General features: G+C 34.8%; 9 protein-coding genes. 7 read left to right on the plus strand and 2 right to left on the minus strand.

The features are described 5' to 3' along the window. Positions 1-5 precede the first annotated feature (5 nt). Positions 6-4,505, minus strand: coding sequence for a glutamate synthase large subunit (gene gltB, locus DKT72_RS11945; RefSeq protein ID WP_220628120.1), 4,500 nt, complete (start codon positions 4,503-4,505; stop codon positions 6-8). Between the two features lie 475 nt (positions 4,506-4,980). On the opposite strand from gltB, the gene DKT72_RS11950 reads away from it, so the two are divergent. From DKT72_RS11950 to DKT72_RS11980, 7 genes are all read left to right on the plus strand, one after another. Beyond that, positions 4,981-6,051, plus strand: a complete 1,071-nt coding sequence (locus DKT72_RS11950; protein WP_111308973.1) for an outer membrane beta-barrel protein — start codon at positions 4,981-4,983, stop codon at positions 6,049-6,051. Positions 6,052-6,160: 109 nt separating this feature from the next. Beyond that, on the plus strand, positions 6,161-7,447 hold the full coding sequence (locus DKT72_RS11955; protein ID WP_111309005.1) for an ammonium transporter: 1,287 nt from the start codon (positions 6,161-6,163) through the stop codon (positions 7,445-7,447). 164 nt (positions 7,448-7,611) lie between these two features. Continuing rightward, complete coding sequence (locus tag DKT72_RS11960; protein ID WP_111308974.1) at positions 7,612-7,950, plus strand: P-II family nitrogen regulator; 339 nt, start codon at positions 7,612-7,614, stop codon at positions 7,948-7,950. 26 nt (positions 7,951-7,976) lie between these two features. Then, the gene (locus DKT72_RS11965; RefSeq protein WP_111308975.1) at positions 7,977-9,218 is read left to right on the plus strand and encodes an ammonium transporter; all 1,242 of its coding nucleotides are present in this window, start codon (positions 7,977-7,979) and stop codon (positions 9,216-9,218) included. Between the two features lie 158 nt (positions 9,219-9,376). After that, on the plus strand, positions 9,377-9,715 hold the full coding sequence (locus DKT72_RS11970) for a P-II family nitrogen regulator (protein ID WP_111308976.1): 339 nt from the start codon (positions 9,377-9,379) through the stop codon (positions 9,713-9,715). A 23-nt stretch (positions 9,716-9,738) separates the two neighbouring features. Next, positions 9,739-10,962 (plus strand): ammonium transporter, encoded by a 1,224-nt coding sequence (locus DKT72_RS11975; protein WP_111308977.1) that lies wholly within the window; start codon positions 9,739-9,741, stop codon positions 10,960-10,962. A 140-nt stretch (positions 10,963-11,102) separates the two neighbouring features. Next, positions 11,103-11,441 carry a P-II family nitrogen regulator gene (locus DKT72_RS11980; protein WP_111308978.1) on the plus strand — a complete coding sequence of 113 codons (339 nt, stop codon included), beginning with the start codon at positions 11,103-11,105 and terminating at the stop codon, positions 11,439-11,441. Between the two features lie 88 nt (positions 11,442-11,529). On the opposite strand, the gene DKT72_RS11985 is transcribed toward DKT72_RS11980, so the two are convergent. Then, entirely contained in the window at positions 11,530-14,121 is a 2,592-nt protein-coding gene (locus tag DKT72_RS11985) for a phosphoenolpyruvate carboxylase (protein ID WP_111308979.1), read from the minus strand. Positions 14,122-14,272 lie beyond the last annotated feature (151 nt).

Genomic DNA, 14,272 nt, shown 5'->3' on the forward strand with positions numbered 1-14,272 from the left:
CTTTATTAAAGTGTTATAAGGTTTTCTTTTTCTAATCTTATTAAAGCCTGTCTGTATTCTTCTGGAAGGACTTTTATAAATTTAGGTAATTCAGTTTCCCAGTTTTCAAGAATACGTTGCGCTAAAGGACTTAAAGTATAATTATAATGATTTTCAATTAATTCCTTTAATGCTACAATGTCCGCAGGTTCGGTAACGGGGTCTAAATTTAAACCATCAGCGTTACAATTCTTTTTGAATGTGTTTTTTGAGTCGTATATAAAAGCAATACCACCACTCATACCAGCTCCAAAGTTTCTACCTACTTCTCCAAGTATAACAGCCATACCACCTGTCATGTATTCACATCCATGATCTCCAATACCTTCAACAACGGCTTTTGCGCCGGAGTTTCTTACGCAAAAACGTTCGCCAGCTTTACCATTTATGTAAATTTCACCAGACGTAGCTCCGTATAAAGCAACATTGCCAATAATAACATTCTCTTCTGGAACAATAGTTGCTTCTTCAGGTACTTTAACAATTAATTTGGCACCAGATAACCCTTTACCAAGATAATCATTTGTATTTCCACTCACTACTAAAGTTAATCCATTGGTAGCGAAAGCTCCAAAACTTTGACCAGCAGAACCTGTGAAATTAACTTTTAAGGTGTTTTCAGGTAGGCCTTGTGCTCCGTAAATTTTTGATATTTCGTTACTTAAAATAGCACCAAAAGCACGATCTAAATTGGTTATTTTAGAATCTATAACTATTTTTTCTTTTCTGAAAATAGCAGGATGTGCTTGGTCTATAATTTTAAAATCCAAAGCTTTTTCTAACTGATGATCTTGTTGGTCTGTTTGGTAAAGTACCGTGTCTTTTGAGACGGGCACTTGATATAAAATAGGGGATAAATCAATTCCTAACGCTTTGTAGTGCTGTATCGTTTTATTTCTATTTAATTTATGAACTTGTCCTACCATGTCATCAACGGTTTTAAAGCCGAGTTGAGCCATAATTTCTCTTAGTTCTTGAGCCACAAAGTACATGAAGTTAACGACATGCTCTGGTTGCCCTTTGAATTTTTTACGTAATTCTGGGTTTTGAGTTGCAATACCAACCGGGCAGGTATTTAAATGGCAGACACGCATCATAATACAGCCAGAAGCTACTAAAGGTGCGGTAGCAAAACCGAATTCCTCGGCACCTAGTAAACATGCAATGGCTACATCTCTACCTGTTTTTAATTGACCATCGCATTCAACAACAATACGGTTTCTTAAGTTGTTCATTACCAAAGTTTGTTGAGCTTCGGCTAGACCTAATTCCCAAGGTAATCCCGCATGTTTTAAAGAGGTTAAAGGAGACGCTCCAGTACCACCATCGTGTCCAGAAATTAATACGACATCGGCTTTTGCTTTAGCAACACCAGCAGCAACAGTACCAACACCAACTTCTGATACTAATTTTACGTTAATTCTAGCTTCTCTGTTAGCTGATTTTAAATCGTATATTAATTGTGATAAATCTTCAATAGAATAGATGTCATGATGAGGTGGTGGCGAAATCAACCCAACATAAGGTGTTGAATTTCTGGTTTTAGCAATACTTGGATTTACTTTTGGACCCGGTAATTGTCCACCTTCCCCAGGTTTAGCTCCTTGAGCCATTTTAATTTGTATTTCAGAAGCGTTGGTCAGGTAATTTGAGGTCACTCCAAATCTACCAGATGCTACTTGTTTGATAGCACTGTTTTTCCAATCGCCATTGGCATCTTTGTAAAAACGCTCTTCATCTTCTCCACCTTCGCCGGAATTACTTTTACCACCAATTCTATTCATGGCAATTGCCAAATTCTCGTGGGCTTCTTTACTGATAGAGCCATAAGACATAGCACCTGTTTTGAATCGCTTTACGATGTTGGTCCAAGGTTCAACTTCATCAATAGAAATAGGGTCATAATTTGTAAATTCAAACAGGCCTCTAATAGTCATTAACTGTTTAGCTTGATTGTTTACCAAATCAGAATATTCTTTAAAAGACGTCGGTTTATTGTCTCTTACAGATTCTTGAAGTTTAGCGATGGTTAATGGATTAAACATATGTGCCTCGCCATTACGTCTCCATCTGTATTGCCCACCAACTTCTAAATCTAAATCAGCAGCAATCTCTCTTTCTTTAAAGGCGTTTGAATAGCGTTTGTTAATCTCTTTTTCAATTTCATGCAAACCAATCCCTTGAATTCTGGTTGCTGTATTTGGGAAATATTTGTTTACTACGTTCGTATTGATACCAATGCATTCGAATAATTGGGAACCTCTGTATGAATTAAGGGTTGAGATTCCTATTTTATTCATAACCTTTAAGATACCTTTCCCGACAGCCTTATTGTAGTTTTCAACAGCTTTTTCAGCATCTATTGTGGCATCAAATTCATTGATTTTATCTTCAATGATTTCATTAACCATATATGGGTTAATAGCACTTGCACCGTAGCCGAATAATAAAGCAAAGTGATGAACTTCACGAGGCTCAGCAGATTCAACAATAATACTTACTTTAGAACGTTTACCGAGGCCTCTTAAAGCACTGTTTACAAATGAACAGGCTAATAGTGCTGGTATTGGTGCTTGGTTTTTGTTAACATCTCTATCAGATAAAATTACAATGTTTGATCCTTCATCAATAGCTTTTGAAACAGCATCTAAAACCTTTTCTAAAGCTTCTTCTAAACCATTATGACCTCTTTTTACATCGTATAAAATGGAGATAGAGGTAGCTTTAAAACCGTTTTTAGTAAAGCTTTTTATTTTGTCTAAATCTTGTTTAGAGATTACAGGGTTTTTAATCTTTAATTTTCTGGCATGTTTTTCATTAACATCAAAAATGTTAGTGTCACTACCCAATGTTAAACTAATATCAGTTATCAACTCTTCACGAATTCCATCTAAAGGCGGATTGGTAACTTGAGCAAATAATTGTTTAAAATAGTTATAAATTAATTGAGGTTTTTCAGAAAGAACAGCAATAGGTGTATCTGTACCCATAGACCCAATAGGCTCGTAAGCACTTTTTGCCATTGGTAAAATAATCGTATTGATATCTTCTTCTGTATATCCGAAAATAACCTGTCTTTTTGTTAAGTTTTCTTCGTTGAAGAATACAGGGCAATCATTATAAGGAATGTTTCTAAGATGCACTAAATTGTTGTCCAACCATTCTTTATAAGGATGCTTTGAAGCAATATTTTCTTTTATCTCTTCGTCATTAACAATACGGCCTTCGTTCATGTTTACCAAAAACATTTTTCCTGGTTCTAATCTACCATGATGTTGTATGTTTTTTGGTTCTACTTCAATCACTCCAGTTTCTGAAGACATGATTACATAACCGTCTTTGGTTACAGTATATCTAGAAGGGCGAAGACCATTTCTGTCTAAAACTGCTCCAATAAAAGTTCCATCAGTAAATGGTATAGATGCGGGGCCATCCCAAGGTTCCATTAGGCAAGAGTTAAACTCATAAAATGCCTTTTTAGGCTCAGACATGTCAGGGTTTTTCTCCCAAGCTTCTGGAACAAGCATCATCATAACTTCTGGTAAAGAACGACCAGTCATTATTAATAATTCCACCACCATATCCATAGAAGCTGAATCTGATTTTCCTGGGAGTACAATAGGTAAAATATTTTTTATTTCACTACCAAACCATTTGCTTTCCATGAGTTCCTGACGCGAAAACATTCGGGCAATGTTCCCTCTTAAGGTATTTATTTCTCCATTATGGCACATATATCTAAAGGGCTGCGCCAAATCCCAAGTTGGGAATGTGTTGGTTGAAAAACGTTGATGAACTAAAGCCAATCTAGTTACAAAAGATGGATCGTTTAAATCTTTATAGAAAAGCTTAATATCCTCAGGAACTAAGAGGCCTTTATATATAATAATCTTGGTTGATAAACTAGGGAGATAAAAATAAGAACTTTCCGAAAGCTTAGAACTGTAAATTTCGTGTTCGGCTTTTTTTCTAGCAATAAATATTTTTAAGTTGAACTGAAATTCATCTTGAGCATCATTTTCCTTTCCAACAAATATCTGTTTAACGGCCGGTTGCGTTTTTGCAGCAATTTCACCTAATACAGATTCATCAAGAGGCACATCTCTCCAGCCAATTACTTTTAGGCTTTGTTCTTTGATATGTTTTTCAAGAATACCAATTGAATATACTTGTTGATTTATCTTTTTAGGTAAAAACACATTACTAACGGCGTAGCTGCCCGCTTCTGGAAGTTTAAATTTACAATTAGCAACAAAAAAATCGTGGGGAATATCAATTAAAATACCAGCGCCATCTCCAGTTCTGCCATCAGCACTTACCGCGCCCCTGTGTTCTAGTTTTTCAAGAATTTCTAATGCTTTGTGTATAATATCATTAGATTTAATTCCTTTAAGACTACAAATAAAACCTGCTCCACAATTATCGTGTTCAAATTCAGGTAAATACATTCCTTGTTTCTTCAGCATAATCAACAAATATTTTGATTTAAAAAGTGACTCGATTAGCGAAGATATGCACTAGATTTTAAATAATAACAATGCATATTTCATTATTTCGATTTTAGAAGCTAACTCATTATAAAAATAGTATTATATCAATTATTAAGAGATATTTTAATAAATATTCAATTGCTAATAATTAATATAATTTAAGGATTTATGAATTAATATCAACAAAACAGCCTTTTAATAGAAATAATGCAATTAAACATCTTAAAACCTTATTAATAATTAAAATAATGAAGTTGTGAAAAATGCAGAAAAAATAAAATTTACCAACATACCTATAAAAAAATAGGGTAAAAATTCTAATATTGATAAAAGTAATCATGTTACCCCCTTTTTTTTAAGGGGTTAAAACTTTTTTGTATAGTTTTACGTCAGTGCTAGAATAAAATATTAACTCAAACTTTAAACATTTAATAACCAAAATTCAAACATTATGAAAAAAATTATTACTCTTTCAATGCTTTTTGTTGCAACGGCTTTATTTGCTCAAGAAGAACCAGAAGCACCGAAATTTACTCTTAGTGGGAGTGTAGATGCTTACTATAGAGCTAATTTTACAGCTCCTAATGATGAAAACGCTATTGCGCCTGGATCATCATTTGCTAATTTGCCTGGTTTTGCTTTAGGTATGGCAAATGTGGTTGCTTCTTACGAGGGCGAAAAAGTAGGTTTTGTTGCAGATTTGGTATTTGGGCCAAGAGGTACGGATGCTATTTTTAATTCTCCAATGTATGGTACACCATATGTTAATGCGGATGGAGGTGTTTCTTTCGCAGGTACAGGGAATATTATAAACCAATTATATGCCTATTGGAATGTGAGTGAAAGTGTTAAATTGACTTTGGGTAACTTTAATACCTTTTTAGGATATGAAGTTATTTCTCCTGTGGCTAACTTTAACTACAGTACATCCTATTTGTTTTCTTACGGACCATTTAGTCATACAGGCTTAAAGGCAGATTTTACTTTATCTGAAGATTTTAGTTTAATGTTAGGAGTAATGAACAATACAGATTTCACTGAGTATAATGCAACTGGTGATTATGCATTCGGTGCACAATTAGGATATTCTGGTCAATTTTTAAATGTATTAGTAGACCCTACTTTCACTGAATTTGATTTTACAGGTGGATTTGATGTGTCTGATTCTTTTTTCTTAGGAATTAATGCGGCTTATTTAGTGTACGATGCTCCTAGTGATCCTTCATTTTATGGGGTTGCTTTATATCCACAAGTAGGATTGTCTGATACATTTACGCTTGGTTTAAGAGCGGAATATTTCTCTGAAACAGATTTTGGGGCAGGAGCAATTGGAGGATATGATGCCAATGGGGATGGATCTGTAATTGCTGCTACTTTAACAGGGAGTTTTGCTATTGATAACTTAACTATAAAACCAGAGATTAGATTAGATTCAGCTTCTGATGATGCATTTATTGATAACGATTTAGCTCCTACAAAAAGTTTAGGCTCATTTGTATTAGCTGCTATATACTCTTTCTAATTCTAAGAAACAGAAAGATTCAAAAACTAATTTTCCAAAGGGGATAAAGCAATTGCCGACATAAACAGATTGCTTTATTCTCTTAACTAACCCTTAAAACTAAATGATTATGTCTATTTTAAACACTCCCCTTATCTTACTGCAGGACACTGCCGCTATTGAAGGCGATATGGGAATGCTATGGATGCTTATTTCTGGTATCTTGGTATTCTTTATGCAAGCAGGATTTTTCTTGGTTGAATCTGGAATGACGGATTCTAAAAATGCTGTTAACATCGCCATGAAAAACTTCCTAGATGTAGCAGTAGGTTCGCTAGCCTTTTGGTTCGTTGGATATTCTTTGATGTATGGCGCTGATATGGGTGGCGGATTCTTTCACTGGGGTGGATTTATTTTCTCTCAAGGTGCTGCCGATTTATTCTTCCAAACGGTATTTGCTGCAACCGCTGCAACTATTGTTTCAGGTGCTATTGCAGGTAGAACTAAATATACTACCTATGCCATATTTAGTATAATAATGACCGCTTTAATTTATCCAATCGCTGGTGGTTGGGAATGGAATGGTGGATGGTTAAACAATACAGATGGTATTATGCCTGCTGAGTTTATCGATTTCGCAGGGTCTTCAATTGTTCACTCAGTTGGTGGATGGGCTGCACTTGTTGCTGCTTGGATGGTAGGACCAAGAATTGGTAAGTACCTTAATGGTAAGCCAATTGAAATGCATGGACACAACCAAATGTATGCTACTTTAGGTGTGTTTATCCTTTGGTTAGGTTGGTTCGGATTTAATGGTGGTTCTCAATTAGCTTGGGGTGGTGATGATGCCATAGCTGCCTCCCAAGTTGTACTTGTAACTAATTTAGCTGCTGCTGCTGGTGCTTGCGGTGCTTTATTGTTAACTTGGGTTAAAAACGGCAAACCAAATTTAGGAATGACTTTAAATGGAGCTTTAGCTGGTCTTGTTAGCATTACTGCTGGTTGTGGTAATATGAGCGAAGGTGGGGCTGTGTTGGCAGGTTTAATAGGTGGTATTCTTGTTGTATATGCTATTGGATTTGTTGAAAAAACATTAAAAATTGATGATGCTGTAGGTGCTATATCTGTACACGGTATTGCTGGTGCTTGGGGAACTTTAGTAATTGGTCTTTGGGGAATAGATGGTGATACTGGTATTGGTATTTTTAATGGTGGTGGTGCTGCTCAGTTAGGAGCTCAAGCTATTGGAGTTTTAGCTTATGCTGCATGGGCAATTGGTACATCATTCATTTTCTTATTCATATTGAAAAAAATATGTGGATTAAGAGTAACTGAAGCTGAAGAAATTGCGGGTCTTGATATTTCTGAACATGGAACTATTGCTTATCCAGGAAAAAGACAAAGAGAAATGGAATAATTTCTTAATTATATACAAGAATCCAAAAAAAGCCTTATTAATTTTTAATAAGGCTTTTTTGGACTATAAAAGAATGAATTTTAGGGCTCCCAAACCTAGCTTCTAAAAATTAATTGAATTGAAATTATAACGGATTAAATTAATATTAAATTTTTTATTTTATTATGAAGAAAATTGAAGCAATTATTAGGAAATCTAAATATCGTGTAGTGAAAGAAGCGCTTCACGCTGTTGGGGTTAATTTTTTCTCTTATTGGGATGTAACCGGTTTGGGAAATGAAAAGGAAGGGCATGTTTACAGGGGGATATCATATAGTACTAGTGATATTCAACGTAGATATTTGTCTATTGTTGTTAATGATGATTTTGCAGAAGCTACTGTAAAGGCTATTATCAGTTCTGCGGGAACGGGAGAAGTGGGTGACGGTAAAGTTTTTGTATCCGATGTGCAAGAATGTTACAGAATAAGAACAGGTGAAAAAGGTGGAGACACCCTAAAATAATAATCAATCATTAAAAATATTTAATCATGGAAGAAGTAGTAAAAGGAATGGCAGACATTAATGGTGTGCTAGATATTATGTGGATATTAATTGCAGGCGCATTGGTTTTCTTTATGCAGGCAGGGTTTACATTGGTAGAAACGGGCTTTACAAGATCTAAAAATACAGTAAACATTATCATGAAAAACTTAATGGACTTTTGTATTGGATCTGTTGGGTTTTGGTTAATAGGTTATTCGCTTATGTACGGTGATGATATAAGTACATTTATAGGGACGCCAAAATTATTTTTTAATGATGCAGGGGAAATGCATAATTTGTTTTTCCAAACAGTGTTTTGTGCAACGGCAGCAACCATAGTGTCTGGGGCTATTGCAGAAAGAACTAAATTTACAACTTACTTGGTGTTTTCTTTGCTAATGACAGTGCTTATTTATCCAGTATCAGGGCATTGGGTATGGCAAGGTGATGGGTGGTTAACAAATTTGGGGTTTATTGATTTCGCGGGTTCCTCAGTGGTGCACTCTGTTGGTGGATGGGCTGCTTTAGTTGCCGCAGCTTTAGTCGGACCAAGAATTGGAAAATATACAAATGGTAAATCAAATGCCATCCCTGGGCACAGTATATTATTTGGAGCATTGGGTGTATTCATTCTTTGGATAGGCTGGTACGGGTTTAATGGGGGGTCTCAGTTAGCAATTTCAGGAGATAGTGCAAATGCGGTTTCTAACATTATAATTACCACCAATTTGGCCGGTGCAGCGGGTGCTCTTGCGGCTATGTTTTTTACTTGGATTAAATATGGAAAACCAGATGCGTCTATGACATTGAATGGAGTGCTGGCTGGATTAGTTGGTGTAACTGCTGGCTGTGCTGCTGTTGACAATTTTGGTGCTACAGCTATTGGTGTTATTTGTGGGATATTAGTTGTTTTATCAATTGAGTTTGTAGATAAAAAATTAAAAATAGATGATCCAGTGGGTGCTGTTTCTGTACATGGAGTTTGCGGTGCCGTTGGTACATTGCTTGTAGGGGTATTTGCTACGGATGGAGGTTTGTTGTATGGTGGTGGATTTCATCAACTAGGAGTTCAAGCTGCTGGAGTCTTTGGAATTGCTGCATGGGCTATAGTAACATCATTCATTATATTATTTATCCTTAAGAAAACCATGGGATTAAGGGTTTCTGAAAAAGAAGAAGTTGATGGTCTTGATATGCATGAGCATGGTATGGAAGCTTATCCAGATTTCAGGTTAAACGAGCATTAATATTATATTCAATAAATAAAGTGTTTTTTATAAAAGGATCCCTAAATTTTTAGGGGTCCTTTTGTTGTTTTATCATTTTTTGACAATAGACCCCTTGAATTAAAAAGTGTTTTAAATTAATTTTTATATTTTTGGCCTCTAATTTTAAATATGGTATCATGAAAAAAATCGAAGCAATTATTAGAAAATCCAAGTATAGAGAGGTAAAGGAGGCTTTACATGCTGTTGGGGTTAATTTCTTTTCTTATTGGGATGTGACTGGTTTGGGCAATGAAAAAGAAGGACATGTTTATAGAGGTATTAAATACAGTACGAGTGATATTCAGCGTAGACATTTATCCATTGTTGTTAATGATGATTTTGCAGAAGCTACCGTTAAAGCTATTATCAATTCAGCTGGTACTGGCGAAGTAGGTGACGGTAAAATATTTGTATCGCAAGTTGATGAGACCTATAGAATTAGAACTGGAGAAAAAGGAGGGGACACTTTAAAATAATATTAATTAACTAAATAACCATTATGGAATTACTAACAACTAATAATGTATGGATGATGATCTGTACGGCTCTTGTGTTTTTTATGCATCTAGGATTTTCGTTCTTGGAAATTGGATTAACAAGACAAAAAAACACAGTAAACATTCTTTTTAAAAATATTTTTATAATTACTATAGGACTGCTTTTATATTGTCTAGTAGGCTTTAATTTAATGTACCCTGGAGAATTTAATGGCTTTTTAGGGTTTTCAGGATTTGGTTTAAATGCGCCTTTAACAGCTGAAGGTGCTTTAGATTTAACCTACAATGAGGGCTATACTTATTGGACAGATTTCTTATTTCAAGGCATGTTTGCAGCGACAGCGGCAACTATTGTTTCTGGTGCCGTGGCAGAACGTGTTAAAATTGTGCCTTTTATGATATTCACGGTTTTTTATGTAGGATTGGTTTATCCAATCGCTGGTTCTTGGAAATGGGGAGGTGGATTTTTACAAGACATGGGCTTTTATGATTTTGCGGGCTCTACATTAGTTCACTCTGTTGGTGGATGGGCAGCATTAGTGGCCGTATGGCTGCTCGGAGCTAGAATAGGTAAATTTAAAGATGGTAAACCACAGGCTATTCCTGGACATAATTTGCCTTTAGCAACAGCTGGAGTGTTAATATTATGGTTAGGATGGTTCGGATTTAATGGTGGCTCTGTCCTTTCTGCAGATCCGGCTCTAACATCTTTAGTATTAGTAACAACCTGTTTGGCAGCAGCTGCAGGGGGTGTGGTAGCCATGTTAGCATCGGCTATTAAAGATAAAAATCTTGACTTAACCATGTTTTTAAATGGTATTCTTGGAGGCTTGGTTGGTATTACTGCAAGTGCCGATGTAGTAACTCCAACAAGTGCGGTATTAATAGGTGCCATTGCAGGAATTCTTATTGTATTTGCCGTAGCGTTTGTCGATAAAATTAAATTAGATGATCCTGTTGGAGCTATTGCCGTACACCTTGTTTGTGGTGTCTGGGGAACTTTAGCTGTAGGGTTGTTTTCTACAAACCCTGAACATACTTTTTTAATACAGTTGATAGGGGTTGCCTGTTATGCCGTAGTGTGCATTGTGTCTTCGTTCATTATACTGTATGTACTTAAAATAACTATGGGTATTCGTGTTTCTGAAAGAGAAGAATTAGAAGGGTTGGATGGCCATGAACATGGTATGGATGCGTATCCTGATTTTAGATTAAATGAGCATTAATCCATACTATTAAATAGAAACATTAAAAGAGAGGCTTTGTCGTTTGGCAAAGCTTCTCTTTTTAATTATAAAATAGATTAGTCTAAAAATACTGCCAATATTTTATTTAATTTTGACGTGAATTTTTAAATGAAGTCATTATGAGGAAAATTGAAGCAATTATTAGAAAATCTAAATTTAGTTTGGTAAAAGAAGCTTTGCATGAAGTTGGGGTGAATTTTTTCTCTTATTGGGATGTTACCGGTATTGGTAATGAAAAGCAAGGTCATGTATATAGAGGTATATCTTATAGTACGAGCGATATTCAACGCAGATATTTATCCATTGTGGTAAATGATGATTTTGAAGAAGCAACTATACAAGCCATTCTTAAATCTGCAGCGACTGGCGATGTGGGTGATGGAAAAATTTTTGTGTCACATGTAGAAGAAACTTACCGCATACGAACAGGGGAAAAAGGCGGCGATACATTAAGATAACTAAGTATTGTATAAAGTTTTATAACGAAAAAGCTGTCTAACATAATTTTTTAGACAGCTTTTATTTTAAATATGATAGTATTTTAATTTACGCGGAATTTCTACTAGCATTAATATTACCAAATAAAGAGCGCGTCACGATTTTTTCATAAATCTCGATCATTGCCGTGTCTTTAACGTCAGCTTTATTTAATTCTTGAATTTTTTTCAATGCGTATTGTTGAATGGTTAATAATGGAAGTACAATAGATTCCCTAACTTCAATAGATGCCTTACCAGAAGGCTCATTTTCCATAAGTTCTTTATATCCAGTAAGCTTTAACAATAAAGATTTGGTTGTAAGGTATTCATTGTAAATAATTTTCCAAAATACGCCAAATTCTTCGTCTTTAGACATATACATGGTTAAATCAAAAAATGATTTTGTTAATGCCATCATACTGTTTTCCAATAATGTTTTAAAGAATTTTGAGTTATTGTAAAGGTGTTCTACTTTATGGAATTCCCCTTTGTCTTCATAAGCTTTTAAAGCTGTTCCCACACCATAAAAACCAGGTACATTTTGTTTTAATTGACTCCAAGAACCTACAAAAGGAATGGCTCTTAAATCTGAAAACACCAGTTTGTCTGAACTGCCTCGTTTTGAAGGTCTACTACCAATATTAGTTTTAGCATAATATTTTAAAGTACTCATACGCTCCAAATAAGGAATAAACATGGGATGATTTTTAAAATCTTTATAGGCTTCGTAACTCATTTCGGCTAAATCATTCATCACCACTCTATCATCTTCAGACATAGCATGTTGGTCTTTTGCCATACGATTAAAAATACCAGAACTAATCAATTGTTCTAAATTGTATTGTGATGAATCATGTGTCCCGAAATTAGAACTTATGGTTTGTCCCTGAATAGTAAGCTGTACTTCTTTGTCTTCAATAGTTGGTCCTAACGATGCATAAAATTGGTGTGTTTTTCCACCACCCCTAGCTGGAGGGCCACCACGCCCATCAAAAAATATAGCTGTAATATCATATTTTCTAGACATTTCAGTTAACTTTTCTTTAGCGGTATAAATGCCCCAGTTTGCCATTAAATAACCGCCATCTTTTGTGCCGTCAGAAAAACCAAGCATGATGGTTTGTTTCATGCCGCGACTTTTTAAATGAGCCATATACACAGGATTTGAATACAATTGCTCCATGACTTTTGGTGCATTTTCTAAGTCGGTTATTGTTTCAAAAAGAGGTACCACATCTACGGGTAAGGCATCATCAAAGGCTACCATTTTAAGCATAGCAAATAGCTGCATCATGTTAAGAGCGGTTTGGTTATTACTTATAATGTAACGATTGGCACCTTGTTCTCCATTGGATTCTTGTATTTGTTTCAGGGATTTAATGGTTTTTAATGTGTTGCTAACCATTTCATCTTCAAAAACATCAATATCGATGAGGTTAGTTGTGTCAATTTTAGACAATATGTTGATTTGTTCACTCTCCGATAAATCATGATAATTTTTTGGAAAAGATGGATGTCCAATTTTTATTAAATTATCAATAACGGTTGTAAATACACTGTGATGAATTCTGCTGTCTTGTCTAATATCTAACGTGGCAAAGTAGTAACCAAATAAATGAATTCTATTGAGTAAATTATTTATCTCGTTTAAATAAAGCGATTGATGATCTTTTATAACAATATCCCTAATCTCCTTTAACTCATTTTTTAATGCTTCGGCACTAATTGCATCTTTGTAATCTAAGTCGATACTATAGTTGTAAATAATGTTTTCTAATTTAGAAATGCGGTCTTCAACATGTCTAAAAGTAAGTTTTCGACTTAAGGTTCTTAAATCCTTGTGGTAGCATTTTAAAATGGATTGTTTTAAACTTTCAGCCACTTTAATAGTCGTTGAGGGTTTAACAAATGGATTGCCATCTCTGTCTCCTCCAGGCCAAAAACCAATATTTATAATATCATTATGCGCTTCATTATCATTATAAATATTCTGTTGTATGTAATTATAAATTTCACCAAATGATTTATAAAACACATTCTCCAAATACCAAATCAAGCTAATAGCTTCATCATACGGTGTTGGCTTTGTGTGTTTAAAAAAAGGTGTTTTTCCAAGTTGCCCAAACAAATTATTGATGTCGTTTAGGTTATTGGTTTTAATGGCTTCGGTTAAATCGGTAATAATCCCCAATACAGATCCTGGGTAAAATTGAGTAGGATGGGCAGTCAGTACAATTCGTACTTTAAATTGTTCCAAATAATCCTTCAATTCTTCTAATTTATTTTGTGATGTAGAAGATTCTTTAAGGTTTCTTAAGGTACCAATACCTTCCATATTATTCACTATTGGGAACGCCGCATCTTCAATAGCATCAAACAAAACCACTTGTCTTTCAATGTATTGAATAAATCTAAAAAGTAGATTTATTTGACTTTCTCTATTGCGTCTTGCTTGGTATTTTTTAAAGAATGTATCAACTATAGTCGTGGGGTCGTCACCATTGGCAAAACCTTTTTTGCATGTTTCGTGAAATAAAGGCAACAAAACACCTGTTTTTGTTATGGAATCAAAGGGCAGTGTCATAAATATGCTATTGTAAATCTGATATTTAGACAGGACGCTTTGTTTGAATCGAGTGATTTTTGGTTCTACAGACATAGTTCTTTTCAATTGAATTTAACCCTAAATGTACTAAAGCTATGGTTAAGGAAGGTGTGCTTTTAAAAGATTTATTAATTTTTAGGGTTTAATGAATACAAATTGTGAAATGTTAAATAAACAGCCATTTTAATTGAATCTTTTTAATTGT

Source organism: Confluentibacter sediminis (assembly GCF_003258355.1).
Taxonomy (GTDB): Bacteria; Bacteroidota; Bacteroidia; order Flavobacteriales; family Flavobacteriaceae; genus Confluentibacter; species Confluentibacter sediminis.

Bases quoted from the DNA above. Each gene is read 5' to 3' on its own strand.
- gltB (WP_220628120.1), bottom strand. From the start codon at position 4,505: ATGCTGAAGAAACAAGGAATGTATTTACCTGAATTTGAACACGATAAT.
- DKT72_RS11950 (WP_111308973.1), top strand. From the start codon at position 4,981: ATGAAAAAAATTATTACTCTTTCAATGCTTTTTGTTGCAACGGCTTTA.
- DKT72_RS11955 (WP_111309005.1), top strand. From the start codon at position 6,161: ATGTCTATTTTAAACACTCCCCTTATCTTACTGCAGGACACTGCCGCT.
- DKT72_RS11960 (WP_111308974.1), top strand. From the start codon at position 7,612: ATGAAGAAAATTGAAGCAATTATTAGGAAATCTAAATATCGTGTAGTG.
- DKT72_RS11965 (WP_111308975.1), top strand. From the start codon at position 7,977: ATGGAAGAAGTAGTAAAAGGAATGGCAGACATTAATGGTGTGCTAGAT.
- DKT72_RS11970 (WP_111308976.1), top strand. From the start codon at position 9,377: ATGAAAAAAATCGAAGCAATTATTAGAAAATCCAAGTATAGAGAGGTA.
- DKT72_RS11975 (WP_111308977.1), top strand. From the start codon at position 9,739: ATGGAATTACTAACAACTAATAATGTATGGATGATGATCTGTACGGCT.
- DKT72_RS11980 (WP_111308978.1), top strand. From the start codon at position 11,103: ATGAGGAAAATTGAAGCAATTATTAGAAAATCTAAATTTAGTTTGGTA.
- DKT72_RS11985 (WP_111308979.1), bottom strand. From the start codon at position 14,121: ATGTCTGTAGAACCAAAAATCACTCGATTCAAACAAAGCGTCCTGTCT.